This is a genomic window from Streptomyces sp. NPDC015032 (assembly GCF_043080425.1).
Taxonomy (GTDB): domain Bacteria; phylum Actinomycetota; class Actinomycetes; order Streptomycetales; family Streptomycetaceae; genus Streptomyces.
This window is the reverse complement of the sequence record NZ_JBIBVN010000028.1, coordinates 61634-86891: the sequence shown is the minus strand read 5'-3', so window position 1 is coordinate 86891 and position 25258 is coordinate 61634. Positions and strand designations below refer to the sequence as shown.

The following is a 25258-nucleotide window of genomic DNA, read 5'->3' as shown; positions in this document are numbered from 1 at the left end:
TCGGGGCGCCGGTCGTGATCCGGTTGGGGGCTGTGGGTCTTAGAACGGGGGGCCGTCGTAGGGACGGACGACGTACAGGCGGCCGTCGTCGTGCACGGCCAGGCGCTCGCCGTCCTCCAGGGTGAAAGCGTCGTGTCCGGCCTTGTAGCCGCAGCCGCGCGCCGTGCACACGTAGACCGGCTGCCCGTGGCTGAACAGGCCGGGTACGGGCGTGTAGCCACCCCAGCCGCATTCCGTGCACACCTGCGGGCCGAACTCCTCGGACCCAATCACCATTTCGCCGGTGTGCTTCTCGGCCGCCCGCGCTGCGGCCTTTTCGCGCCGGTCGGTGCACGCGGGGTCGTCGCACGGCCGGTGCCCGATCAGGCCGTCCGTGGACGCGTGGCGGATTTCGATCAGGCCGTAGTCCTGGCAGGAGCCGCACAGCGGCTCCGGGGCGTGCGGCTGCTCACCGTCCACGCACCCGGTCCGGTTGGACAAGTCGTACCAGGCGCCTTGTCCGTCGGCCTCGTTGTACTCGATTTCGCGAGCGCAGTGCAGACAGGTGCGGGTCTCGGCGGTGGTGCTCATCTGCGGTGGTCCTCTCGGGGGTTGGGCCGCACGCCGGTCGGTCGCGCGGCGGGGACCGGCCGCCAGTGGAAGGGGCGGCCGGTCGCGGGTTCAGCGGGTCCCAGCGGTGAGGTCGGCCACGCGCCGCTGGTAGGCGTCCCACACGCGGTCGGTGTCCAGGCTGGGGCCGGTGGTGTAGCCGGTGAGTGAGGAGGCATGCGCCCATGTGCCGTGCACGGTGACGGCTTCCCGGTACTCGGTGCGGCTGGCCGGGTTGGATGCGATGGTGACCCACTGCGCGCCGGTCAGGGACGGATAGGTGTGCAGGTGGGCGGCGACGTCTGCCGCCATGGCGTCGGCGGCGGCGGCGGCCGGGTCGGTGATGTCGGCGGGCGTCTCGGTGAAGTCGCAGTGCACGTGACGGGTGTTGAAATCGTCGGTGATCACAGCACTGATGCCGAACAGTCCGGCCAGTGGCACGTCGTAGCCGGACACGGCGGGGCCGTCGGTGTGGGAGTGCGCGTCGATCCACACGTCCGGCTGGCCCGGGGCGGTGGTCACAAGGGAGGCGCCGGGCAGGGAGCGCCAGGGCTTGACCACGCGGAAGGTGACGCCGTGCGCGGTCAGCGCGGTCTTGAGGATCGTGCCAGTGCGCTCGGCGGCGGCGGAGGCGGTCTTGCTCAGGTCGTGGGGCCAGGAAGTCATGGTGTACCTCTCACATCGATGGGGTGTGGGTGGGGCTGAGTGCGTGCGGCCAGGCTCGACCGGGCAACCGGCCTACCGGGCGGCGCGGGTGGATCAGAGGAGCGGTGTGCCCTGGTCCGTACGGAGGGGCGGGGACCAGACCGGCGCTGATCGCCATACGACGTTCGGGGCTCACCCGCCGCTGAGGGGCACGCCGGGCACGCGGGGGCCGTGCCTCTGGGGTGGGGCGGCCCGACCGGCCGCAGCCTCCGCCGTGGCCTCCGTGCGCGCGGTCTCGGCCGTCTCCTGCTCCTGGGTGGCCTCCGTCTCGACCGGCGCGGCCTCCGTCTGCCCGAGGGTGCCGCCCGCGCCGTTGCGGTACTCCGCCGGGCCCGGAGCCTCGGGGGCGTTGCCGTCGTGCAGCTCGGCGACCGCCGCGATGCGGGCCGTCTTGTCGCGCGCCGTGCACGGGTCCTCATGCCCTGAAGGCCAGACCGGATCAGCTCCGCTGATCAGGCAGAAAAAGAGAGACCCCCGCCCGGCGAGCATGATGCTCAGCCGACGGGGGCTCCGCGGAATTCACCTGCCGACGCCCAGAGGTGAGCCCCAGTCGGCTACGGCTGGATGCTGCCGTCCGGCACGAGGATCGTGATCCGGTCCTGGCACAACTGCTGACTTCCTGCGTCCGTGCCTTCCTGGTCGGGCCCGATCTTCAGCCGACTCCTGTCGTGCGGGTCGCCGGTGTAGCTCGGCTTCGACGCATCGACGGGCTCGACCGTGCAGCGCAGCCTCTCCAGCCGCGGCGTCCGGTCCGCCTCGTGCGGATCGATGATCCGGACCGTGATGTCGTTGGCGAAGGTCTTCTGGTACCAGAGGAAGCCCGTCGGCCTCTGCTCCTGGGTGGTCACCGTGCCGGGCACGACGACGTCCTGGTCCTGGACCGTCGTGTAGTCGTAGCTGATGTCGGACGAATACTCCGAGGCGGTCGTGGCCCTGTAGTAGCTGCCGTCGGTGCGCTTGACGAGCTTCTGCACGGGGTCCGCAACGTAGACGATCTTCGTGTTGGCCATGGCAGCGCGGTCCTGAGCCTCTTGGCTCCTCATCTGGTTGCCCCAGATGACCAGGCTCGCGACCAGGGCGGCGATGGCCGCGATCGCGATCGCCCAGCCGCGAAGGAGCGAGCGCCTGCGTAAGGGGATGTTGTACATGGTGGTGGGCTCTCTCTTTCTGCTGGTGCTCAGGCGGTTCCGAGGTCGCTGCGTACGCGCAGCCGTTTGGCTAAGAAGCCGGCCTCGATCTCGAAGTGGCCCTGGTGCAGCTCGTAGAGCTCAGGGCAGACGGGCCCGGAGGCCCAGGCCTGGATCGCTTCCGGGAAGAGGGCTCTGCCCTCCCAGGCGAAGTGCCAGGCCTGGCAGTAGTAGACGAGCTTCTGGAGCTTCATCGCGGTCATCGCCGGCCGGTCGGGCTCTGCCGCGGCGTGCTTCTGCAGGATGTACTCGGCGACGTCGAAGACGGATGTCTGAGACTGAGCGATGGTTCCAACCTTCATTCCGCTTCGATCACCACCAGTGCCGGAACAGGTAGTCGCCGCGCGGCAGTTCGCCGCGGCGGATCAGATCGGTCAGGACCAGCCGCAGCGACGGCGAGAAGGCGCGATCGGCGAAGAACCGGTCCTCGAACACGGCGTTCTCAAGGTCTTGCGTCGCCGGCGGGTTCGCCTCGACGGTGGCTGTTGTGTTTTCGTCGGCGACGCGGATGCTCAGCCAGTAGTCCAGCTCCGTCATGCCGGTCTTGAAGGCACTCTCGCCGGTGCGGGAGTCCCAGCCCAGGTAGATCTCGGCGCCGTCGAGGTCGCCGAGTGCCTGCAGGTAGTCCCCGTCGGAGGTGAGCTCGTAGAGCTTCACGCTGTCATTGCCGATGTGCTCGTCGTCCCGCTGGCATCCGCGCAGCGAGCTGTACGGCTTGCCGTAGACGCGCTCGGCGATGGCCTCGATCGGAATGTGTCCGTTCTCGGCGGTCACAAGATCAGCGTGCGGTTTCAGCGTGTAGATGCTGCGGGGCGTGTATTCGGGTGCATCGGGCATGACGGAGCCTCCTATGGGTGGTTCGGTGGTGGTTGCGGGGACGAGCGCGTGCGGCTCAGTACTCGCCCCGCAGGAGGTCCGCCAGAGTCTGGGCATATGCGTTCTTCGCCAATTCGACGGCTGCTTGCTCCTGGAGGGAGTGGATCTTCTCTCCGGCCTGGATGCGTTCCTCCACGGCGTCCATGGCGAGAATGGCGGCAGCGAGCTCGAGCCGGGCGTCCGCCACGCGGCGCTTCAGCTCGGGGTGCCGCTCGGACATCACGCCCAGCCGGTGGACGGCGTCGATCTTCTGCTCTTCACTGACGGTGGAGATAGCGGAACTCGCTTTCTGCTGGGTGGTGTTGAGGGGCGTGGGGTCAGGGAACAGAGCGCAGCGCCACGAGGACGAGGAGGACGGGAGAGGTTCTGGTGCGGGACATGGCGTCTGCTTTCTGCTTCAGTCGAGTGGGGGCGAGAACGAGGAGCCCCGCACGGCGATCCCTGCGGGGGCTGATGGTGCGGATGCGTTGCGCTCGTGGGGTCAGGCCTGGGCCGGTACCCCGGCGAGGTCGATCCTCCGGCCGCGGGCCAGCTCGGCGGACGGGACGACGATGCGGTAGCCGCCGACCGGGTAGCTCGGGTGGTTGGAGTACACGACAGCGCAGGTCCAGGAGCCGGAGTGGCGCTTGCGCGGCAGCGGCTCTTCCTCGACGCCCTCGGGCAGGAGATCCTTGCGGAACTCGATCGGCACCACGACGACGCGGTACGACCGATCGGTGCGCGGCTGCTGCCAGGGCAGCTCGACGACCAGGTCCTTGGGCCAGCCTTGGATGGTCACGGGCAGGGTGGACAGGTAGTGGTTGGTCGAGCCTTCGGGGGCCTGGGCAAGCCGCGCCTGCTCCTGCTCTGCGGTCTCGATGAAGCCGATGCTGCTGAGGAAGCTCATGGTGGTCAGTGCTCCTGGGTCAGTGGGTGGTGCTGGGGCTGCGCTGCTTGCGGCGCGGGGTCGAAGACGGCGAGCTCGTCGAGCTCGCAGCGCACGCCGTGGATGCGCGCGGCCTCCAGAGCGGCGAGGTCCTGCTGGCGCACGAGGTCGCCCGGCTTCGTCAGCCAGTGGACGAACACCCCGGTGTCGTCGATGCCGTTCAGGGAATGCCGGACGACGATGCCGATGCTGCCGGGGACCGCGCCGAACTCGTGCTCGAGGTAGGCGCTGGGCTCGGCGAGGAGGACGTAGCCGCCGACGGCGGGCCGGACGCGCTGGCCGGGCCTGCTGCCGTGGCCCTTGGCCTTCGGCCTCCGTCCGATCAGGTCCGGCAGGAGGAGGGCGAGCCCGATCGTCGCGAGGGCAGCGGCGAAGACGATCAGGAGGATGGGCAGGCCGGGCATGGCCAGGAGCGTGTTCATCGGCGTGGTCTCCTTGGAGATTGCGGTGGAGGTGAAGGGAGGGGAAGACGGAGGAGGAAGCCGCTGTTCAGCGCGTCTCGCTGTAGCCGCACTCGGAGCACGTGTGCGTGACCTTCTTGGCCTTCTTGCCGGCGCGGACGCCGCAGGCGCTCGACTCCATGTCGACGGCGCAGTTCGGGCAGTTCATGGCGTATCTCCTGACGTGACGAGGATGTTCTTCGACGCCAGATCCGGATCAGCTCCGCTGATCCCCTGTGCTCACTGCCTTCACGGGACGAGCGAGGCGAGCCACGAGGGACGAGAGAAAACGAAGCACCCCGGCGCAGCTGTGCCTGACGGCAGAGCGCGCACCGGGGTGCTGGGGAAGCCGGAGCCGCGGAGATCTCCAGGGTCGCGATGCGGGGATCAGCCGCATCGCTGGAGGAATCGAACCTCTTCCGCGGTCGGTCTGCGCGGTGTGCCAACTGGCGCGCACCGGTGATCAACCGGCGTGCTGCGGATTCGAACCGCTCCGTGCAGAAGTCTGTGGTGGTTCAAGGGATGGTGGCGCGGAGGGTCGGCCGGCGTCATTGGGCCAGTCGCTCGGCAGCCGCCTGGAATTCCTCGAAGGTGATCGACCGGTGGGCCGGACGATCGGTGCCGAACGCGTCGGTCCAGCCGAAGAAGTACGCCTTGCACAGCTCCCGGTCGGCCACGCGGTCCTCCTCGGTGTAGAGCGAGGTGCCGGCCTCGAAGTCGAACGGCAGGGTCTCCTGCAGGATGGCTACGGCGCTCATGGCTGACCTCCAGACGTGACAAGGATGTTGTTCATCGTCAGATCCGGATCAGCTGCGCTGATCCACCCCTTGATGACATGAGGCGGAGAGGAAAAGAAGATCCCCGGCGACGGAGCGGGGCAGGCTCCATCACCGGGGATCTCTCTATTCGGTTCTCGGTATTCAGTTGTGGCTCGTGGCGGCTGGGCTCAGCCGAACGGCAGCTGCTCGTCCACGGCGCTGGCGTGCGCGACCGCGACGGGAGCAGCAGCGGCGACCGGGGCGGGAGCCTGGGCCTGCAGGTTCTGGTTCTGGGCCTCGGCCTTGGTGACGCGCTCGGCCAGGCGGGCCCGGGTGGTGGCGCGGGACTCCAGGAAGGAGATGTTCTGGATCTCGAGCTTGACCTCGAAGACCTCGGAACCGTTCTTGGTGTAGCGGTTCAGGCGGGGCTCGTAGCTGAGGGCCACCAGGTCGCCCTTGTGCACGTGGGCGAACGGCCCGGTGCCCTGCGTCTCGGCGCGGACGAAGGCCTCGAAGGGCAGGGCGTCGGAGATGCGGTTGCCCTGGCGGTCGGTGTAGCCGCGGTCGACGAAGGCCGTGAGCATGACCTTCTTGGAGCCGTCCTTGTTCTCGAAGACCTTCGGGTCGTTCGCCAGGCGGCCGATGACGGATGCGGTGCTGTTCGGGTTCGACATGGTGGATTCTCCTTGAATACAGCGCAGCGCCCGGATCGACGTCGTCGTCCGCGCGCAGTGGGGTGGGTTGTTGAGATGCTCAGTTGTCTGTCGTTCCACCATCCGGATCAGCCTCGCTGATCAGATGATGTCCTTCTCCAGTGCTTCTTCCGAATCAGCTCCGCTGATCGAATGCCTTTGTCATTCCGAGTCCCGAATCGGCTTCGCCGATCAGACTCGCGCTCTTCGCCGACTCACCGGCCACTCCCCCGACCAGACCCCCGGCGTGATGCCCGGACGTCCCGCAGCTCGGCCTCGGCCTGGTCCGCTCGGGCGGTGTCGCCCGTCTCGCAGGCCCGCCGGTAGGAGTTTTCGAGATCGGCGATCCTGCCCCGGCGGACGACCGCCAGGGCGAGCCAGAAGAGCACCAGCACCAGACCCGACCGCGACGAGGATCCCGACGCTCACAGCGTCACCTGGACCTCGTAGGCCGTGGAGCCGAAGGGCCCGACGGTGAGCGCGTGCACGCGCTCACCAGACCCGCCTGTGCCAGGCGAGCCGTCAGGCCCGAGTGCTCGGACCAGTCCTTGATGAACACGTTCCCCGGCTCCGGCGTGATGCCGTGGCTCTGCAGGTTCACCGAGATGGGCTCGGGGCCCTCGTCGGTCTCCAGCATCAGCAAGCGGCGCTGGTCGTCGTGGAGGAGCGTCCCGGAGAGCTCGATCGAACCGAAGTCGACGACGACGTCGTCCTTCGTGGTGGTCGTAGTGGGCATCGTGGCCTCGCTCTTCTCATGGTGTGCGTGGTGGCCCCCGGGCAGCCGTGGCATGTGCCAGGCCTCTGGCGACGCGCAGTGCCCATGGGCGGGCGCGTGCACGGGGCCCGATCCGCTCACACGGCGGCCCGGGGGTGGTCAAGGGGTGGAAAGAAGACGCCCACGGGCGCGATCAGCTGACGCCTCCGCTCTCGCATAGCCGGCCTCATGGGCTCCAGCACAGCGGTGGGATTCGAACCCACGAAGCGATCGCGTCCATCGACGTTGGGGGTGCAGATGCCTCAGCAGAACTGCTTCTGGATCGACTCCGTCGATCCAGATCAATCACTTGCCAGAGCCTGCTCGCGATAGAGCTCGCCGATCCGGGCAATGGCCTCAGGGTCGGGCTCGTAGACAGGCGGCAGCTCCCTGATCGTGATGTCGAGCTCATGGGCGTCCGGCAGCGGCACGGGTCGCAGCCTGGTCTCGCCCTCGGCGGTGCCGAGGTAGAGCTCGACCGCGCGCTCGATGCGTCGGTTGCGGGTCAGTACTCGGTTGAAGTCGTCGGCCGGACCGAGGTCCAGATCGAGGGCCACTGCTTGGATCAGTGCCCGGCGCATGCGGCGCTCGACGGTGCAATGCGCGTTCAGATCGATGGCGGCGTCCCTGTATCCGAGCAGCACCGCGTCGAAGACGCCTTCGATGCTTCCTGGGAGCTGCCAGCCGGGCAGGTGCCCGAAGGTGCCGTCGGTCTCGGGGTCCTCGGCGTCGAGCAGGAGGTCCCAGTCCTCGCGCCGGCGCTTCCACTCGCTCTTCTGGATCTCCTCCGGCCGGTCGGCCTGGTCCTGGTAGTGGTAGTCGACGAAGAGGGGCCGCCCGTCGGCTTCGAGGGCCATCAGGGCCTCGGTGTACTGGTGTCTCCCGGCGAAGGGGTACGCCAGCCTGCGCGCTCCCCGCTCGTCGTCGACTTGGCCGAAGACGATGCTGAAGCGCAGCGGGTCGTGGAACGTCGTCCGGTCGTCAAGCCCGGCCTGCTCGTCGAGCCAGAGCCTCCGGGCCCGGTAGACGAGGTAGTCGTGCAGGGGCCCGCCCATGTCGCGTTCGCGCACCTCGGCGTCGTCGACGACGCGGGCGACGTTCTTGGCGATGATGGGCACGGCCAGCTCGCGGAAGACCTCGTGCATGCGCTGGGAGACCATGCGGGTGAGGTCGAAGAGGTCGGGCGCGTGCGCTGTCAGCCGCAGCCCGTCGTACAGCTTGGTGCTCATCGGATGCTCCGTTCTCGTCTCTGGCGGACCTCTACAGGCCGTGCTTTTCGTGGTCGTAGGGCTCCTCCGGCCGGCGGACCGCGATGCGCGCGACGGGCTTGGGCGCGTCGGCCTCCGGGCGCTGCGCGGCGGGGGCCGGCGTCGGGGTCTGGGCGCGGATCTCGCGGACGATCCAGAGGATGCAGGCCACGATGGCCAGCACGACGAACAGGAGCGCCAGGCTCTGCAGCGGCGTCAACGGGTACATGGGGGTGGTCCCTTCGGTGAGTGGAGCGCGGGGCCGCCCGCTCAGCAGGGCTCGGCGAGGGCGTGGCCGCAGGAGAGGTGGGTGACGTCGTACAGCGGGCCCTGGCCCCAGCGCGGGTCCCAGCCCTCGGGCGGCAGGGCGCGCTCGACGGTGCATTTGACGATGTCGCGGGGCAGGCCCGGCTCGCCTGTCTCGTCGTAGGAGCAGAAGGGGCACCACTCCAACTCGGGCGGCTGCGCGGCGACGCCGAGCAGTTCAGGTGCGGTGGCTGTACGGGCCATCTCGGCCGACGCGGCGTCGGTCAGGAGGAGGTCAGCGATCGGTGCGGCGATGAAGGGCATGGGGTCCTCGGCTCGGTCGTAGTGGGATTTGCGCAGGACTGGACAGCGCACAGCGCGAAAAGAGGGGTCTTCAAAGTTGAGCGGTGCGGAGGTGTCCGCGGGCTCCGCGGGTGGTGACACAGCGTGTCCGTAGTCGCTGGTTCTCGGCGTTGCAGAAGGTCCGCACCAAGGGGCTGGCATTTTCCTGCCCGGCTGGCACTACAACGTTCTGGTCGGCATCGGCTGGGGCGGCGCCGCCTCCTGGGTGCAGCCGCTGGAGGCGCGGCGGATGCGCCCCACCGAGCAGGCCGGTCGCCCTGCTATGGCTTGGATGCCCGACCGGATCGGGAGAGAGGCTGCGAGCTCCGAGAAGTGGCGATTCAGTCCTTTGTGCGGGCGACGCTAACGATCAGCGCCATGTCGTCGGCGTCTCGCCATTCGCCGATCACTCGCCACCCGGCATCGCTCAGAAGCAGCTCAGCCTCGCGCCTGCCGTCCTCGGGGTCTCCGCCTTTGGCGGCGATCGTGGTGCGCTCGCTGAACGCAGCAGGCGTGTCATGGTCGGGCGACCATGCCCGCTCGTCCCCCGGGTGCTCGCCGGTCAGCTTGTCCTGCCATACCGAAACATCCATGTGTGGCTGAGAGAGGTGGCCGGTGCCGTAGGTCATCCAGGCACTGAAGTGTGTGCGGCTCGACCATTCGGCCTCACGTTCGTTCTCCAGGTCCCAACGCTTGAACAGCTCGCCGAGCTGAGCATAGATATCGCGGGCCTGCGCCTCGCTCAGGGTGAGTGTGCCGCCCCGGAGCCTTCCGTCTTCGGCGGGGGCAATCGGTGCGTAGTACTCAATGCCTGCGCGGTACCGGGTGATGCCGCCGATGATCAGTTCATGGCGACCGTGCAACGACTGCTCCACCGGCAGCAGATGGTTGAGGTCGGCCTTGTAGTAGGGCGGAAGCTTGCGGACGTCGATGATGTCGCGTTCGGACACAAGGTTCCCCTTTGAGGTCTTCTCGGTCCAGCACACCTGAGCCGTACTCGGTTCAGGCTCCGGCACGCCAGCCGGATTGTCGTGGTACGGAGGCTCGTCGTGCAGGGAGCCAAGCCGCTGCCTGCCCCGCTCTTCGAGAACTTCCTCAGACATGTTCCTCCCCTTTTCAATCGCCCCCGGAAATCGAGGGATTGAGTTCCCTAGCCGGACTCGCACCGGACTAGGAGACCTTGATGTCTCTCCAGGACTGTTGGTTAGCGCGGTGCTTCGAACCGCAGCGTCAGTGTGGACGCTCGACCGCCGGTGTACGCATGGTCAGCCTTGTACTTGGTGATGGCAGTACCCTCGATGGTGAAATCGTCACCTTCCAGCGGCCATGTGTACCGGCTCGGCGCTCCCTTGGTCGGATTCACCCTCACTTCGGATGCACTGACTTCGGCAACACTCAGTTGCCCCCGGAACTCGTTGGCCTCGTGACTGGTCCAGTGCACGGTCCAGCCCGATTGGACAAGCGCCATCAGTTGCCGGAGGCTTTCCATGTTTCCGGGGAAGACAACGTTTGCGCCAGAGACTCTGGCGGATGTCTCCTTGACTCCCGGCTCAGCAAACAGCGGGCGATAGGCCACACGACGATCCGGAAGTTCCACTCCAGGCGGAATCTGATCGGCGTCCGGTCCCGGTTCGGCATCCCCGAACGGAACCAGAATCGGGGGAGCCGAGACACGCTCCACCTCGTAATGGCCAGCGAGCTCGTGACCGTCGCTGTAGCGGACCCTGGCGAGCCCATACACGGTTTCACCCTTCACATGGACTCGTACGCGGAGACCTGTGAGAGGCCGCTTTTCGGTTGACATAACAGTTCCCTTTTCCAGATCCTTGTGGTTCAGCGCCCCATTCGGGGACCGAACGGTGTCGCAGATGTCGATGTATCTCAGCCGCGAGCCAGCTCTGCGGCCCGCGACCAACTGCCCATCCGGAAGCGGATGGTGGCGGCTGGCGGGACATCACCCTTCAGGTCCGCCGGATCCGTGCGCCAGGCCTCGTAGGCCGCTAGCGTCGTGGATCCCGTCTCCCGCAGGCACTGCCGGATCGCAGCAATGAGCTGCTCCTGGGTCCACTTCGTCGTCGCAGTCTGGAGCTGCTGGGGCTGTTCGATCACGGCGAGACCCGCGAGCTCCACCGCACGGTTCCAGCTGCCGAAGCGGCGCTCGTAGAGCGGAGCTGATGGATAGGTGCCCCTGCTGCGCTGCTCGAAGGTGCGACGCCCCAGGGTGTTCTCTCCCTGCGCCAGGTGGATGAGCACATGCAGGAGCTGCTGGTCGGTGTAGACGACCGGCCCGGGCTTCATGGGCGCAGGGACCTGCACAGCAGGCAAAGTCATGGTCGGTCCTCTCGTTCTGAAAGCCGGATGCGCGTCAGAGCGTCTACACCTGCACGAGCTGCCGGTCGCGGGCGACGGACGCGAGCATCTCGTTGAAGGTTCTGGGGAACTGGAGGTAGCAGGTCGAGTCGTTCAACTCGACTGCGAGGTACGGGCGTTCCTTGAACCAGGCGGCGGCCTTGTCGACATAGGCCGGTCTCTCGCCGTCGAAGTCGATCGGGTTCCAGGTCTTCAGGTCATCGCTCACGTGCAGCGTGAGCGTCACCAGGTCGGCGTCGGCGGTGGCCGGGGCAGGAGCAAGAGCAGTCATGGCGAGCGGTCCTTCGTGGGATGAGATGAGAAACCGACGAGCACCTCCCGGCAGGGGGCCACCCGCAGCCGACACGCACATGACGTGCCACGGAGCCCTCCGGATCAACTCCGTTGATCCCCCAGCGCCAAACAGACCCGCAGGCACCCTGCGCGCCCGAGCCCCGCTCGGCGCGCCCTCTGCACTCTCTATCCGACAGGATTCTGACTCAACACCTACTGCCATTCAAGGGCGTTTGGATAACATGTCCTCGAAGACCAATCGATCCAATCGGACTGGACGGCGACAGAAGAGGTGAGGCGGGAAGCGATGAAGACCTGGAGGACGAAGGAGGCCGGGCTTCCGGCCGCAGCGCTGGCCGTGGCAATGGGGATCGTGCTCGCCGGATGCTCCACCGGCGACGGCGGCGCAGCCCAGGAGGCGAAGCCCGCGCCGAGCCCCACCGCGAGCACCGCCAATGTCACCGACAAGGCCCTCGACGAGGCGCTGGACAAGCTCGTCTTCCAGGGCAGCGGCGGCTCCGGCAAGGGCAGCGGGGCCTGCCTGGCCAGCGCAGTGCGGAAGGCGGGGATGTCAGAGGCGGCCCTGTCCTACATCGTCAAGGCCGCTGGCGACGACACAGGCGCAGTCATTGGCGGCCTGGACAAGGAGAGCAAGGACGACGCCGCGATCCTGGCCTCGCGGTCGCTGCGGGAGGACATCGACGCGTGTGTCGACAAGGCCGTGCTTCCCGACGGCGGCAGCGCCAAGGCGCAGAACTACGCGCCGCCGAAGGCAGCCGCGAATCCCGTGGTGGGCAAGCCGGACGCGAAGCCGATCTACCCGGTCCGGGCGGACCAGCCGGTCAACTCGTCCATCGAGCTCACCAAGGGCCTGGTCTCGATGCTCTCCTCCTACGCACGGGACGAGGGCCAGAAGAAGACCTACGCGGCGGCCGGCCAGTGCGCGTCGACCCTGGTGTTCGACGCCGGGTTCAGCCAGGAGGCTCTGCACTTCTTCGCCGGCGGCGCGCCCCTCGGCACCGGCTCGATCGTCGAGCACCTGCCCAGCGACAAGGACAAGGCGATTTGGCAGTCGCCGAGGTTCCTCCAGGGGCTCATCGACTGCACGACGAACGCGACGCCGACGCCCGGCTCCTGAGCGGAACCGGGGTCACCGGCCGCCAGCGGGAATGCGACCCTCGGGTCGGTACACGCGGATCGGGTCTGCGACGGTCCGCCAGGCAGGCCTGCGGCCCTCGCGGGCCCGGGTCACGGTCATGACGGCGTCCGTCGGAGCGATCGAGCCGGACACGTACAGCTCGCCGGCGAGGTACCGCAGTGCGTCTCGCCGGACCCCGGGGAGGACGGGCCGGCCGCGGTCGTACTCAGCTCGCCACGCCCGCCATGCCTCGGCGGGGACGTCCACGCTCCAGTGCACCCGGGCCACGATCCGGCCGTCGACGATCCGGGCCGGTGCTGTGCTCACGGTGTGGAACCACACCTCGCACTCCTCGACGCCCGGGATGGACTCCCACGCGCACGACAGGTACGCGGTGAACTCCCATGGCGCGCGGTCCGGTTCGTATCCGGTGGCGTCGACCCACGAGTCCAGACCGACGGACCAGTGGGTGAACAGTCGGCATCTCACGGTCGCTCCTTCGGGCGGGGCCGCTCAGTCGGCAGGCCAGTGCTGCTGCGTCTCCGGCGTGGGCGCACAACGAGAGAGGACCCGGTGCGACATCGCACCGGGTCCTCTCTTCTCTCGCCGCCCCACGAAGTCGAATGCGGTCCGCAGCAGGTGGCCCCGCCCGAGGGGGGAGTCGAGCAGGGCCACCCGCTGCGGCGATGCGCCGCCAGAGGGGGGACCGACTGGGCGCGGTTGCAACTCTACTGGTATTCGAGCCGAAACGCAAAGAACGCAGGTGACTTATCGAGTCACATCGATAAGATGGCTTAATAGACCAGTCGAATAGGACGAGGAGAGGCCGCGCATGACCGTCACCCAGGAGTTGGAGAAGGCGAAGCAGCCTGTGCGCGGCGCGAAGGGGAAGCCGCCAGGCGCGACGCAGAGCGGCGGCGGTGGCCGCCAGGGCATGTTCGTCCGACTGAGCTCGGACGACAAGCAGCGCGCGGAGTACTGGGCCGACAAGCGCGGCTTCTCCTCGGTGAACGAGTACGTGGCCGAGGCGGTGATCGAGAAGATCCGCCGCGAGAATTTGGACTACGACCTGCCGACCCTGGAGATCGCGCGGCTCAACGAGCTCGTCGACCAGATCGCGGCGCTCGCAAAGAACTCGGCGAACCTCGAACGCGTCGTCACCATGGGGTTCGACAGCTTGCTGGGCTTGACTAGGGGTGATTCCTATCTCTTGGATGCGGAAGACGGTGAGCTCTGATGGGCCGTCGTGGACCGAAGCCCATGACCACTGCTGCATTCATTGCGAAGGCGAAGCAGAAGCACGGCGAGACTTATGACTACTCGTCGGTCGAGTACGTCAACAGCTATACGGAAGTGACGATCGTCTGCCCTGAGCGTGGGCCCTTCGAGCAGCGACCGCACTATCACGTCAATGGACAGCTGGGTCGAGGCGGGCGCTGCGGGGAGTGCGTGCAGGCAGATCGCGTCAACACTTCGGGGTGGATCGAGAAGGCTCGCGTCATTCATGGCGACAGGTTTGGTTATGAGCGGGTCGACTACGTCGACAGTCGGACGACGGTCAGCGTGAGGTGCCCGGATCACGGATTCTTCGATGTACTTCCGACGGTTCACGTCAGGGCCGCCGGCGGATGTCCGCCATGCGCAGGTCGAGGCATTACGACCGCGGAGTTTGTCGCTCGAGCGATAGATGTCCACGGTGATCGGTATGACTACTCGCGGGCACGGTATATGGGCAGGCACAGCGATGTCGAGATCATCTGTGGCATTCACGGCTCGTTTTGGCAGACGCCCGGCAACCATGTCGGCCAGAAGTCCGGATGCTTGGACTGCAGCGGCAAGCGCCGCTTCACGACGGCGGGGTGGATTGAGAAGGCGCGCGCAGTCCACGGGGACAGGTATGACTACTCACAGGTTGTCTATGTGGATGCCAAGACGAAGGTCCTGATTGTCTGCCCAGAGCATGGTGCCTTCGAGCAGTACCCATCCAATCATGTGAGCCTCGGTCAGGGTTGCAGCGATTGTGTGGGTCTCTATTCCCCGACGACCGAGGAATGGGTTGCGCAGGCTCGTGCTGTGCACGGTGACAAGTTCGGCTATGACTCAGTCGTGTATGTGAACAGCTGGACTGATGTTGTGATTCGATGCTTTGTTCACGGCAACTTTGAGCAGGCCCCCACGAACCACGTGCACCAGAAACAGGGGTGTCCGAGATGTGCAGGTAAGGGCATCACGACATTTGAGTGGATCGAGCGCGCAAAGGCTGTGCACGGCAATCGATACGATTATTCACAGGCCGAATACCAGCGCATTGACGCGCCGGTGACGATCATTTGTTCTGTGCATGGCACTTTCGATCAGACGCCGCGTGAGCACGTGGGCGGGGGTTGCGGGTGTCCTCGATGCACTGTTTCCAGGGGTGAATATCTCGTGGCATGTGTATTGGAGGGCTTAGAAGTGAACTTCGTGGCCGAGTGGAGCGATCCGACCTGCCGCAGTGTCAACCCCCTCCCCTTCGACTTTCATCTGACGGATCTCAAAGGTCTGATTGAGTTCGACGGAATCCAGCATTTTGAGCCCGTGCGATGGTGTCAGTCGATGACTCAGGAAGAAGCTGAGTCGAATCTGTTGGATCTCCAGCGCCGCGATGAGATCAAGAATGCTTGGGCGGCAGCCAATGGCTATCCACTGCTGCGGGTGAGCGATTTGAAACAGATCGAGCAGCAGGTGACCAATTTTGTGAAGGAGCTCAAGGGGATGACGAATATGATGATTGCTGCCGAGGACGGCGAGCTGTCGTGAGCCGGGACTTCGCGGAGATGCTGGAGGCGACCACGTCCACCGACGATGCGATGAAGGTGGACACGTCCTTCCTCGACGCCTACCGGCGCGGCGGGAGCGAGGAGCTGAAGCACGTCCAGGCCCAGGCGGCGCAGCCGGAGCCCGAGGCGGCAGCACCCGAGCCGGAGGAGCATCTCGACGAGGCCGACGACGTCGATCCTCAGCCCGAGGCCGAGGGCCCGCAGTCCGATCTCGACGAGGACGCCGACGAGGACAGCCTGGTCCTGGAGCCGGACCACGAGCCCCACGCCGGCGACTCCGAGCGGGCCGGCGGGCAGGGAAGCACCGCCGGGGCGATCCCGGGCAGTGCGCCGGCGGGAGCCGTGGTCGATGCCGTGCCGGCTCCCGGGTCGCAGCCGGAAGTCGAGGACGCCGCCCACGTCGCTGTCGTGGCACCGGACGAGCCCGAGCACGTCACGCCTGGCTCGCTCCAGCTGACCGACCACCAGGACGCCGTGCAGAGCGCGGCGTCGAAGGGGGGCTCGGGCGGCACGGCCGAGACTGCTGCGCTCCCCCAGTCGGGCTTCCGGCTCGCCGGCGTGCAGAGCCAGCCGCACATCAAGGCGCTGCCCGAGAGCATCATGAGCGCGCTGCGGGAGCAGCTGCGCGCAGCCGCCGTCCGGGAGCTGGGCGTGAGCGACAGCGCCGCCCGCGAGTTCAGTCAGCGGCTGAGCCAGGGGACGCTGGTGACGGCGTTCCTGCTGGCGCAGCTCGACCTGCACCTCGAAGCCGACCCGGCCACCGAGCGCGCCGTCGAGCTGTTCCGTTCCCGCGACCCGCTGCTGGGCAGCGCGGTGGCCCGGCTGATCAGCATCGAGGCTGCCGATCGCGAGCGGGACGCCCTGCTGCGCAGGCTGCGCGAGGAGCTGGGCGAGGTGCGCCAGACCAGCGCTGTGATCGAGCAGGCGCTGGCCTACTCCATCGCCGACCGCACGGAGAACTTCCTCCGCGGCTCGCACAATCTCCACGACGCGCCGATCACGCACAAGGAGGCGATCTATCTCCGGGACAAGGCGCGCGAGGCGACCAGGAAGCAGACGAGGCTCGAACGCGAACGGGATGGGAGGCCGATCCGATGACTGAGGTGGAGAAGCAGGCAGAGACTACAGAGCAGCGACGTGTTCGGATGGTGCTGATCAAATGGTCGATTCAACTCGTCCTGATGCTGATCGTCGTCGCGGTGCTCTGGTGGCAGGCGGAGACGACTGGTCGTCCCTTGTGGGATGCGGTGTGGAACTGGGGTGGGGGCTGGGGCATGCCCAAGGCCCCGGTCAAGGGGTGGATGTGATGGCTGAGACGCTCTTCCCCAAGCGGCAGCGCTGCAAGGCCTGCCGGGGAAGCCTCGGCAAGACGGTGAACGACCCGGTGCTGTTCGGGCTGTACTGCTCGCCGAAGTGCGCGGGCATCGCCAATCCGGCGACGAGGCCTGAGGATGCGCCGCGCGAATGTACGACGGTGCGCGACGGCAAGAAGGCGTTCAAGCGGGTCTACCGCAGCGAGGGTGAGATCCCCGACCGGCTCCGCGAGGACCCTTCGACGAGCTGGTACACCTGCGCCGCCGGCCACATCCACATCGGGCACACGAGGATGGGCACCCCAGAGACGTTCCGCATGCTCGGGTCGCCAGAGGACCTCGCCGATTTCCTGGTCAAGCGGCGGGGCAAGGCGACCCACGCGCAGGTGGCGAAGGCCGCCGGCGTGCAGCCGATCCGGCTCAAGGAGCTGGAGAACCCGAAGAAGGGCCAACGCGTCGACGTGCACGTGCTCTTCGCGGTGATGGCGGTGCTGGGCTCCCGGCCGGGCGTCGCCATGAAGGAGCTGCGCGCATAGCCCCCGAACGAAGAAGACCCCGAGGGCTCCAGCTCCTCGGGGTCTTCTTCGTCTTGTCGCAGTTCGCAACCAGGTCATGCAGCATGGGTCTTTAGATCGGCGCTGGGAACTCGCCGCTGGGGGCCGAGCCGTGCTCGGGGCAGCCGTGCCAGAAGCACCCGTCGACCATGACGGCCGTCCTCCGCTCGACGAAGGCGACGTCGATCGAGCGCCGCGGCGCGCCGGGGACCCGCCACCCCAGCCGGTAGCCGGTCAGGCCGAGCGCGCGCAGCTCGCGGCGCAGCGCGAGTTCGGGGGCGGTGTCCTTCGACCGGTTCCCGAGCATGGTCCGCCGAGACGCCTCGCTGGTCGCCCAGGAGGACGCAGCGAAGGGCAGCGACTGGTCGAGACGGGTGCCGGCGGCGGCTTTCCTCATGCACCCATCGTCTCATTCGAATCCCTTTGCAGGCCCTATTGACTCCCATTCGACTGGCCATTTTGAGTAGACTCGTATTGGTTTATGAGTCGAAGACGAGAAGGAGTCGACATGGTCGCGATCGTGGTCGCAGAGAAGCCGAGCGCAGCGAGGAACATGGCCAGCGCCCTCGGCGGGGCGAAGGGCAGCTACAAGGGCACGGCGTACGAGGTCGCGAACCTGCGCGGCCACCTCTACGAGTTCGCCCAGCCGCACGCGATGGTGGACTCCTCGCTCGCGGACGCCTATCAGAAGTGGGACCTGGGCAATCTGCCGTGGGATCCGGATCACCTGTTGTGGAAGCGCGAGGCGCAGAAGAACGTCGCCGACGTCATCAAGGCTCTGCGCAGCGCGCTGGGCCGCGGCGACGAGATCGTCATCGCCACGGACCTGGATCCGTCCGGAGAGGGCGACCTGCTCTTCTGGGAGGCGATCGACGAGCTCGGCTTCCACGGCAAGAAGTTCAGCCGCATGGAGTTCACCGACGAGTCGAAGGCCTCGATCCAGAAGGCGTTCGAGCAGCGCCGGCCCGTGAAGTCCATGCAGGACGAGGGCGACTTCCGCAAGGCCGACTACCGCACCAAGTTCGACTTCCTCTCCATGCAGTTCACTCGCGTCGCCACGGCGATGGGCCGACAGTCCGGCCAGGACCTCGTGCTGCGCCAGGGTCGGCTGAAGTCGGCGATGGTCTCCCTCGTCGGCGACCAGCAGAAGGCCTACGACGAGTACGTCAAGAAGCCGTTCTTCCAGAACCGCTTCCGCGACGAGAACGACGTCATGTACACGAACCCGGAAGAGCCGCGGTTCGACCAGAAGGGCCAGGTGCCGCAGCACTACGGCCCCTCCCCCGTCGTCCTGGACGGCAAGGCGGACAAGAGGACCGCTCCCCCGAAGCTGCTGGACCTGGCGGCTCTGTCGTCCATGCTCGTCGGCAAGGGCGTGAAGGCAAACCTCACGCTGGCGACCTACCAGAAGATGTACGAGGACCAGGTCGTCTCCTATCCGCGCACCGAGGACAAGACGATCACGCCCGAGCAGCTCAAGGACCTCGCGCCGCTGGTCGACAAGATCGCCGCCGTGGCCGGCGTCGACGCTGGCCTTTTGACGCACCGGCAGCCGCGTTCCACTCACGTGAAGCCCAAGGGCGCGCACGGCGCGAACCGCCCGGGCCCGAAGGTGCCCTCCTCGCTGGACGAGGTCGAGCACAAGTACGGCAAGGCCGGGCGGCTCATCTACGAGACGCTCGCCAAGAACTACCTGGCCATGCTCGCCGAGGACTACCTCTACGAGCAGCAGAAGGGCCACGTGGAGAAGCATCCGGACTTCGTGGGCATCGCCAACGTGCCTCAGAGCCCTGGCTGGAAGGCGGTGTTCGACCCGGACGCGGGCGATGACCCGGCGGACAAGGATGGAGCCGACGAGAACGAGTCGAGCAAGGGCCTGGGTCAGAACGCCGAGCCCTTCGTCTTTGAGGGCGCGAACAAGCGCCCCGAGCACCCGACGATGCGGTGGCTCATGAAGCAGCTGGAGAAGCGCGACGTGGGCACCGGCGCGACGCGGACCTCGACCTACTCGGAGGTCACCAACGACAAGGCCAAGTACCCGCTGCTGTCCGAGAAGGGGCGCAAGCTCCGACTTGCGCAGGCCGGCGAGATGAGCTGGAGGCTCCTGCCGGGCACGCGCATCGGCGACCTCGGGCTCACCGAGAAGGTCTACGCCGACATGCGCGACATCGCAGCCGGGACCGCCACCGCCGAGGAGCGCCTCGCCGTCGTCGCCGACTGGGTTCGCGAGGACATCGCCACCATGACGAAGAACGCGGCCTCTATGCGGGCCGAGCTGGGCCTGAAGGAGCAGGTGGTCTCTGCCCGCGCCGAGGGCGTGTGGCAGAGCGCCCCGGGCGGTCCGAAGAAGGTCGCCTTCAAGAAGATCTGGTCGGGCCACGAGTTCAGCGACGACGAGGTGGCGAAGCTGCTCGCGGGCGAGACGATCTCGTTCCAGGCGACGTCGAAGGCGGACAAGCCCTACACGGCCACCGGCGCGCTCGGCGTCGGCGACTACAAGGGCCGCAAAATCGTCGGGTTCCAGCTGGAAGGGCTGGGCACGCCGACGAAGTGGTCTGGTCGGACGTTCACGCCGGCGGAGGTCACGGTGCTCCTGGCGGGCCAGACGCTGGAGATCGACGACTTCGTGAGCGCGAGGACCGGCAAGACCTTCGGCTGCAAGGTGAGCTGGGACGCGAAGGCCAAGAAGATCGTCCCCGACTTCGGCTCTGGCGACGAGCCGCCGCGGTCCTGGTGCCAGCACGTGTTTACGGATACGGAGCGCAAGGCCTTGGCGGCAGGAAAGACCATCCAGGGCAAGGGCTTTGTTTCCGCCAAGGGGAAGACGTTCGATGCCGCCGTTTCCTGGAAGGAAGAGGGCGGCAAGAAGAAGATCGTGCCGTCGTTCGGCTGATGCCCAGGAGGTTGACGACTGAGGAGTGGGTGGACCGCGCGCGGTCCACCCACGGGAACAAGTACGACTATTCGAGGGTCGAGTACGTCAACAAGACCACAAGGGTCGTGATCATCTGTCCGATCCATGGTGAGTTCGAACAGTCCCCTGTGAATCACGCTTTTCACGGTCATGGATGCTTCCCATGCGCGTCGACCCGCACTGGTCGGGCGAGGCGTATGTCGACGGACATATGGATCGAGCAGGCGCGGGCTGTGCATGGGCATCGCTATGACTACACAAAGGTCCAGTACGTGACGTCGTTCGACAAGGTCACGATCGTGTGCCCGGAACATGGTGAGTTTCTGCAGGCTCCAGTGAGTCATGTTCGGGGTGGTCGGCGTTGTCCGGCATGCGTTGACCGATCACTGACCACTGAGGAGTGGATCGAGCGGGCCCGTGAGATTCATGGTGATCGATACGACTACGGGTACGTCGTGTACGTCCGAAGCGGGAACAAAGTGTGGATCACCTGTCGAGAGCATGGTGCCTTTGAGCAGCAAGCTTCTTCGCATCTATCTGGTTGCGGGTGTCCAGCTTGCTCTTTCTCAAAAGGCGAGCGTGCGGTTGCTCAAGTTCTTGCTGAACTCGGGGTGTTGTTTGATCAGGAGTGGAGTCATCCCACGTGCCGAAATAAGAAGCCGCTTCGCTTCGACTTCCATCTGCCTCGTCATCGGGCGCTGATTGAGTTCGATGGGCCTCAACACTTCGCGCCGGTGCGGCGATGGGGCATGACGGAGGCGGATGCAGAGCGGCAGTTCGCCGGCGTCCAGCACCGCGACCGGATCAAGACGGACTGGGCGAAGGCGAACGACTACCAGCTGCTCCGCGTGGCTGACGTTGCTGCTGTCGAGGGCGCGGTCTCTCAGTTCATAGCCGTGCTCAAGGAATGACGAGCAGCAGCGGGTCCCGGACCTCGGGGCCCGCTGCCGCCATTTCACGACAGAGACGGCACGAGGGAGAGATGTGTCGGCGTACAAGTGGAGACGATGAACGAAGAAGTGCGGCTGGGAGACCGGGTGGGCCTGATTGGCGATGTCCACGGCCAGGCACGGTTCCTGCACGAGGCGGTGGTGACGCTGGCCTCGAGGGGCTGCACCTCGCTGGTGCAACTGGGCGACTTCGGGATGATCTGGCGCGGCAAGATGGGATCGCATCTGGCGCTCCTCCCCCACTCCGATCTCGTGCGCGTCGGCCAGCGCCCCAGCGCTGGCTGGCAGGGGCAGCGAGCATCGACCGGTGCGTGCGGCTGCCGGGCCTGACGTGGTGGGAGGCGGAGCTGCCCACGGACGAGCAGGCGGCCGGCCTCCTGGAGGCCGGCGCGAGCCCCGACGTGGTTCTCGCCCACGAGGCGCTGGCGGTCCCGGGCCTGCTCCAGCGGCTCGGCGACGGCCGCGGCTGGCACCCCGACGACCTGGCGTACGCGCGCGAATCGCAGAAGGTGCACACCGAGCGCGTGCTCTCGGTGCTCGATCCGGACAAGGAGGCGCTGTGCGTCGCGGGGCACTACCACTTCCGGCACTCGGAGCGGGCCGTGCTGAATGGTGTGCCGGTGCGCCTGGAGATCCTCGACCGGGACGGCTCGGCCGACGCCCTGGCGGTGCTCGACCTGAGCGGCAGCGCCCCGTGCTTCGAAGGGGCGATGGGCTGAGCGCCCCGGCCCCTGCGGCGCGGCCGATCCGCCGTCCGCCGACAACGCCCGATGACTCGTGCTCGCCAGTCCGAGTCATCGAGGCGTCGCCATTCAAGCCCTTTCGTTCTCGATTCGAATGGCTTATCTAAGATAGGATGCCATCTGTAAATCTCGTGTATGAGGGCTTTTTGATAGACGAGGCAATGGCCATTGGGGTCGCAGAGGGAGATGAGGGATTCATGGCGAAACTGTCCTACAAGGTGCCGTCGGCGCTGAACAGAAGCTTCCTCGACCACGAGATCACGCTGAGCAAGGGCGGCTGGGCGGCCAGGCCCTCCCCGATCAAGCAGCTGCTCTTCTTCGGCAGCGGCATCCTCGGCGTGCTGTGGTTCAGCACGTCGACGTTCGTCTCGAGCTCGGGGCCGGCGGCCATCACGTTCTTCGTCCTCTGGAGCCTGGCGGCGATTGCCTACTTCGGCGGGCTGATGAAGACGAAGGAGCTGCGCATCATGCGCGTGCCCGCTTTCCTGGCCTACCTGCCGCCGAAGGCCCGCCACGTCTTCACGCGCCGCAGCTCGAACCCCACGGCCTTCCACTCGATCGTCGGCATCGACGACGTCGACGAGGACGGGCTGGTCCACTTCTCCGACGGCGGCAAGGGCCAGGTCTACCTGGTCGTCGGCTCGGCGAGCTACCTGCTCTTCGACGACGACCGGGTCGGGATCCTCGACCGGGTCGACTCCTTCTGGCGGAAGGTCGAGACGAGCTGCGAGCACGGCTTCATCACGACGAAGGAGCCGCAGCGGATCTACCACCAGGTGGCGAACCTGGAGCAGCGCAACCAGGCCCTGCAGGTCCGCGACCCCGATCTGGTCGAGCTGCAGAACGAGCAGTACGACATCCTCACGCAGCACGTCGGCGGCAAGTTCACCTCGATCCACCAGTACCTGCTGCTCAAGGGCAAGAACATCGACGCCCTGCGCAAGGGGCACCAGGTCCTCCAGGCCGAGGTCGGCGGCTCGGCTCTGATGATCAAGGAAGCCACGATGCTCGACCGCGACGAGGCCTATCCGATGCTGCGGACCTTCTACCAGGGCATCGACGACGAACTGCTCAATCTCAAGGCGTCGCTGAACTGACCAGCGCCAGGCCGACCACCACGACGAAGAACGGACGAAGGACACCATGGCGCTGATGACGAAGGTCCGGGCACAGCTCGGCATCCCGGGGAAGAAGCCCGACGAGACGCACGAGATCGCAGAGCCCGCGGTCGACGACCCGCGCACGGACGTCGCGGCCGACGACGCGGCCGAGCCGAAGAAGAACTGGTGGCAGCGCCGCAAGGAGGTGAAGCACCTCCAGGGGACGTTCGACGCCTATCCCCACCTGCTCGCGCTGAAGCCGAAGGAGAAGTACGTCTTCCGCAGCGACTACTTCGAGGTCGACGGCTCGGTCGCCTGCGTCCTCGCGTTCTTCCACGACGACGCCGCGCACGACAACCTGGCCGCCTTCTGGGGCATCGACAGGATCCCGGACGGCCTGGACGAGCGGGTCACCGCGGTGGTCCTGGAGCAGGTCAAGCGGATGGACGAGAAGTGGATCGACTCGTACACCAAGCAGTCGGAGAAGCTGGAACGGCTCGACAGGGACGAGCAGGAGGAGGCGGGCACGACCTCCTCCAAGCGCAAGGCCGCGAAGATCTCGGGTGACCTCGGCGTCATCATCGGCGAGATCCAGGACGGCGCGAGCTACCTGTCGGTGCACAACCGGCTCTTCCTCAAGGCCCCCGACCTGGAGACCCTGGACGACTCGATCGACCGGGTCACGCGCCTGTACATCGACCGCTTCGGCACGCTGAAGGCCGCGCCCTACGCCGGCGAGCAGCGCCAGGAGCTCTCGGGCCTGTGGAAGAACAACGACAAGAAGAAGGGCAAGGGCTTCTACTTCACCTCGACCGAACTGGCCGGCTCGTACTCGCTGGTGACCAACGGCCTCAACGACAAGGGCGGCGAGTACGTCGGCTACATGGTCGGCGACGTCAACAACAGCGCCGTGCTGATGGACGTCAACGCCTACGAGCACCACGTGGTCGTGGCCGACGCCACGCTCAGCGAGTACCTGGACCGCCAGCGGGTGGCCAACATGTGGTGCTCGAAGATCTCGCAGGCGGCGCTGCTGAACAACGGCCAGGTCGTCCACCTGGTCCTCGACGGGGCGAACCTCGACAAGCTCGGGCCGGCGTTCGAGCGGCTCACCTCGCGCGTGGACCTGAACCAGGGCGACGTGAACATGTTCGAGATGTTCGGCGAGGAGGAGGACGAGATGACGGTCTTCTCCGCCCAGATGGAGAAGCTCAAGCTGATGTTCGAGCAGCTCTACGAGACCAGCGACGGAGCGATCGGCTCGATCATCCGCAGCGCGCTCGAGGACACCGCCACGGACTTCTACATCGAGCAGGGCATGTGGCGGCACAACGCCCAGGAGCAGCGGCACCGCCTGCGCGTGGTGAACATCCCGCACGCCCAGGTGCCCCGTCTGCAGATGTTCGTCTCCTACCTGGCGACGGCGCACAAGTCGCTGCTGAACTCCAGCAAGACCGACCCGGACCAGCTGCGGGCGTACAACGTGCTCAGGGGCATCGCCAACGCGATGCTGAGCACCAACGGCGACCTCTTCAACAACCACACCGCCTCGATCGTGGACGGCGTCCGTGACGCCAAGCGCGTGGTCTACGACTTCTCGCGGCTCATGCGCCGCGGCCGAGGCGTGGCGATGGCGCAGCTGGTGAACATCGTCGGCTTCGCCGTCGGCAAGCTGGGGCTCGGCGACACGGTGATCATCCACGGCGCTGAGCACGTCGACGACCGAGTGAAGGCGTACATCAAGGACCAGTTCGAGCACATGCACGAGCGCGGCGGCCGGGTGGTCTACAGCTACAACGACGTCGACAAGATGCTGGCCGACAGCGGCTTCAACAAGTTCGACGCCGCGGACTACACGCTCTTCGGCCCGATGCTCGACGGCACGGTGGAGGGGTACCAGAAGCAGCTGCACCAGCGGATCCCGCCGGACCTCGCCCAGCTCATCACGACCAAGGGCGAGAACCTCACGTACCTGCGCCGGGGCGTCTCCAACGTGGTCTTTCACCTGGACCTGGCACTGGGGATCAACCCCTACCGCGAGGCCCAGCGCAGGCAGGTCCGCCTGGAGGCGGCCAGGGCCGAGGAGGCTGCGCGGATGGACGCCATCATGCACGACAAGCCGGCACCGGGCGCGAACCTCACCAGCATCCGGAAGCACAGCGAGGGCGGCGACGACGAGTCCGGCTCCGACGGGGACCAGGGCAGCTCGGACGGCAAGAAGGGCCCGCAGCGGCCCGGGAACGGCGCGCGGCGGCCGGCGAAGAGGCCCCGGACCAAGAAGCTGGTCAAGGCATGAGCCGGGCCAGCAGCAACACGAGGGCGAG

The 25258-nt window shown here is 66.8% G+C and carries 33 protein-coding genes; 12 read left to right on the top strand and 21 right to left on the bottom strand.

Translation table 11 applies throughout. The features are described from left to right. Positions 1-39: 39 nt before the first annotated feature. The 19 genes from ACF08M_RS30325 to ACF08M_RS30235 form a co-directional block, all read right to left on the bottom strand. Positions 40-570: a hypothetical protein gene (locus tag ACF08M_RS30325; RefSeq protein WP_392188456.1), complete on the bottom strand. Its 531-nt coding sequence runs from the start codon at positions 568-570 to the stop codon at positions 40-42. 90 nt (positions 571-660) lie between these two features. Next, entirely contained in the window at positions 661-1254 is a 594-nt protein-coding gene (locus ACF08M_RS30320) for a hypothetical protein (protein ID WP_392188455.1), read from the bottom strand. A 171-nt stretch (positions 1255-1425) separates the two neighbouring features. Beyond that, complete coding sequence (locus tag ACF08M_RS30315) at positions 1426-1782, bottom strand: hypothetical protein (RefSeq protein WP_392188454.1); 357 nt, start codon at positions 1780-1782, stop codon at positions 1426-1428. Between the two features lie 65 nt (positions 1783-1847). After that, entirely contained in the window at positions 1848-2441 is a 594-nt protein-coding gene (locus ACF08M_RS30310; protein ID WP_392188453.1) for a hypothetical protein, read from the bottom strand. Between the two features lie 29 nt (positions 2442-2470). Further along, positions 2471-2782, bottom strand: a complete 312-nt coding sequence (locus tag ACF08M_RS30305; RefSeq protein WP_392188452.1) for a Panacea domain-containing protein — start codon at positions 2780-2782, stop codon at positions 2471-2473. 10 nt (positions 2783-2792) lie between these two features. Beyond that, positions 2793-3317, bottom strand: a complete 525-nt coding sequence (locus ACF08M_RS30300) for a hypothetical protein (protein ID WP_392188451.1) — start codon at positions 3315-3317, stop codon at positions 2793-2795. 55 nt (positions 3318-3372) lie between these two features. Then, complete coding sequence (locus ACF08M_RS30295; RefSeq protein WP_392188450.1) at positions 3373-3576, bottom strand: hypothetical protein; 204 nt, start codon at positions 3574-3576, stop codon at positions 3373-3375. Positions 3577-3837: 261 nt separating this feature from the next. Beyond that, positions 3838-4242 carry a hypothetical protein gene (locus ACF08M_RS30290; RefSeq protein WP_392188449.1) on the bottom strand — a complete coding sequence of 135 codons (405 nt, stop codon included), beginning with the start codon at positions 4240-4242 and terminating at the stop codon, positions 3838-3840. 5 nt (positions 4243-4247) lie between these two features. Beyond that, entirely contained in the window at positions 4248-4703 is a 456-nt protein-coding gene (locus ACF08M_RS30285; protein WP_392188448.1) for a hypothetical protein, read from the bottom strand. Between the two features lie 566 nt (positions 4704-5269). Then, positions 5270-5479, bottom strand: coding sequence for a hypothetical protein (locus ACF08M_RS30280; RefSeq protein ID WP_392188447.1), 210 nt, complete (start codon positions 5477-5479; stop codon positions 5270-5272). Positions 5480-5667: 188 nt separating this feature from the next. Then, positions 5668-6153, bottom strand: a complete 486-nt coding sequence (locus ACF08M_RS30275) for a hypothetical protein (protein ID WP_392188446.1) — start codon at positions 6151-6153, stop codon at positions 5668-5670. Between the two features lie 451 nt (positions 6154-6604). After that, positions 6605-6907, bottom strand: a complete 303-nt coding sequence (locus tag ACF08M_RS30270; protein ID WP_392188445.1) for a hypothetical protein — start codon at positions 6905-6907, stop codon at positions 6605-6607. A gap of 320 nt (positions 6908-7227) precedes the next feature. Then, complete coding sequence (locus ACF08M_RS30265; RefSeq protein WP_392188444.1) at positions 7228-8154, bottom strand: hypothetical protein; 927 nt, start codon at positions 8152-8154, stop codon at positions 7228-7230. 31 nt (positions 8155-8185) lie between these two features. Beyond that, on the bottom strand, positions 8186-8401 hold the full coding sequence (locus ACF08M_RS30260; RefSeq protein WP_392188443.1) for a hypothetical protein: 216 nt from the start codon (positions 8399-8401) through the stop codon (positions 8186-8188). Between the two features lie 41 nt (positions 8402-8442). Continuing rightward, a complete protein-coding gene (locus tag ACF08M_RS30255) occupies positions 8443-8742 on the bottom strand; it encodes a hypothetical protein (RefSeq protein ID WP_392188442.1) in 300 nt (99 codons plus the stop codon). A gap of 359 nt (positions 8743-9101) precedes the next feature. Then, positions 9102-9863: a hypothetical protein gene (locus tag ACF08M_RS30250; RefSeq protein ID WP_392188441.1), complete on the bottom strand. Its 762-nt coding sequence runs from the start codon at positions 9861-9863 to the stop codon at positions 9102-9104. A gap of 101 nt (positions 9864-9964) precedes the next feature. Further along, positions 9965-10564, bottom strand: coding sequence for a hypothetical protein (locus ACF08M_RS30245; protein ID WP_392188440.1), 600 nt, complete (start codon positions 10562-10564; stop codon positions 9965-9967). 77 nt (positions 10565-10641) lie between these two features. Continuing rightward, positions 10642-11091, bottom strand: a complete 450-nt coding sequence (locus ACF08M_RS30240; RefSeq protein ID WP_392188439.1) for a homing endonuclease associated repeat-containing protein — start codon at positions 11089-11091, stop codon at positions 10642-10644. Between the two features lie 43 nt (positions 11092-11134). Beyond that, on the bottom strand, positions 11135-11401 hold the full coding sequence (locus tag ACF08M_RS30235) for a hypothetical protein (protein WP_392188438.1): 267 nt from the start codon (positions 11399-11401) through the stop codon (positions 11135-11137). A gap of 309 nt (positions 11402-11710) precedes the next feature. Here ACF08M_RS30235 and ACF08M_RS30230 point away from each other — a divergent pair, with 309 nt between their 5' ends. Next, positions 11711-12541: a hypothetical protein gene (locus tag ACF08M_RS30230; RefSeq protein ID WP_392188437.1), complete on the top strand. Its 831-nt coding sequence runs from the start codon at positions 11711-11713 to the stop codon at positions 12539-12541. A gap of 12 nt (positions 12542-12553) precedes the next feature. On the opposite strand, the gene ACF08M_RS30225 is transcribed toward ACF08M_RS30230, so the two are convergent. After that, a complete protein-coding gene (locus tag ACF08M_RS30225; protein WP_392188436.1) occupies positions 12554-13030 on the bottom strand; it encodes a hypothetical protein in 477 nt (158 codons plus the stop codon). Between the two features lie 343 nt (positions 13031-13373). Between ACF08M_RS30225 and ACF08M_RS30220 the strand changes: the two genes are divergently transcribed. From ACF08M_RS30220 to ACF08M_RS30200, 5 genes are read left to right on the top strand one after another with little or no spacing between them, the layout of a single operon-like run. Then, positions 13374-13778 carry a hypothetical protein gene (locus ACF08M_RS30220; RefSeq protein ID WP_392188435.1) on the top strand — a complete coding sequence of 135 codons (405 nt, stop codon included), beginning with the start codon at positions 13374-13376 and terminating at the stop codon, positions 13776-13778. 23 nt (positions 13779-13801) lie between these two features. Further along, positions 13802-15340 (top strand): hypothetical protein, encoded by a 1539-nt coding sequence (locus tag ACF08M_RS30215; RefSeq protein ID WP_392188434.1) that lies wholly within the window; start codon positions 13802-13804, stop codon positions 15338-15340. Next, positions 15337-16458 (top strand): hypothetical protein, encoded by a 1122-nt coding sequence (locus tag ACF08M_RS30210; RefSeq protein ID WP_392188433.1) that lies wholly within the window; start codon positions 15337-15339, stop codon positions 16456-16458. Before ACF08M_RS30215 ends, ACF08M_RS30210 begins: the two co-directional genes overlap by 4 nt. Continuing rightward, positions 16455-16667, top strand: a complete 213-nt coding sequence (locus ACF08M_RS30205; RefSeq protein WP_392188432.1) for a hypothetical protein — start codon at positions 16455-16457, stop codon at positions 16665-16667. Before ACF08M_RS30210 ends, ACF08M_RS30205 begins: the two co-directional genes overlap by 4 nt. After that, a complete protein-coding gene (locus tag ACF08M_RS30200; protein ID WP_392188431.1) occupies positions 16667-17209 on the top strand; it encodes a hypothetical protein in 543 nt (180 codons plus the stop codon). The genes ACF08M_RS30205 and ACF08M_RS30200 overlap by 1 nt, the downstream gene beginning before the upstream one ends. Positions 17210-17300: 91 nt before the next feature. Here the strand turns inward: ACF08M_RS30200 and ACF08M_RS30195 are convergent, their stop codons facing one another. Then, positions 17301-17624: a hypothetical protein gene (locus tag ACF08M_RS30195; RefSeq protein WP_392188430.1), complete on the bottom strand. Its 324-nt coding sequence runs from the start codon at positions 17622-17624 to the stop codon at positions 17301-17303. Between the two features lie 111 nt (positions 17625-17735). Between ACF08M_RS30195 and ACF08M_RS30190 the strand changes: the two genes are divergently transcribed. The 6 genes from ACF08M_RS30190 to ACF08M_RS30165 all read left to right on the top strand — a co-directional run bounded on the left by ACF08M_RS30190 (position 17736) and on the right by ACF08M_RS30165 (position 25230). Then, entirely contained in the window at positions 17736-20120 is a 2385-nt protein-coding gene (locus tag ACF08M_RS30190; protein WP_392188429.1) for a DNA topoisomerase, read from the top strand. A 293-nt stretch (positions 20121-20413) separates the two neighbouring features. Next, positions 20414-21052, top strand: coding sequence for a hypothetical protein (locus ACF08M_RS30185; protein WP_392188428.1), 639 nt, complete (start codon positions 20414-20416; stop codon positions 21050-21052). A 96-nt stretch (positions 21053-21148) separates the two neighbouring features. Beyond that, positions 21149-21421: a hypothetical protein gene (locus tag ACF08M_RS30180; protein WP_392188427.1), complete on the top strand. Its 273-nt coding sequence runs from the start codon at positions 21149-21151 to the stop codon at positions 21419-21421. After that, positions 21403-21810 (top strand): hypothetical protein, encoded by a 408-nt coding sequence (locus ACF08M_RS30175; protein ID WP_392188426.1) that lies wholly within the window; start codon positions 21403-21405, stop codon positions 21808-21810. Before ACF08M_RS30180 ends, ACF08M_RS30175 begins: the two co-directional genes overlap by 19 nt. A 221-nt stretch (positions 21811-22031) precedes the next feature. Beyond that, positions 22032-22931, top strand: a complete 900-nt coding sequence (locus ACF08M_RS30170) for a hypothetical protein (RefSeq protein WP_392188425.1) — start codon at positions 22032-22034, stop codon at positions 22929-22931. Between the two features lie 46 nt (positions 22932-22977). Beyond that, entirely contained in the window at positions 22978-25230 is a 2253-nt protein-coding gene (locus ACF08M_RS30165) for a hypothetical protein (protein WP_392188424.1), read from the top strand. Positions 25231-25258: the final 28 nt, after the last annotated feature.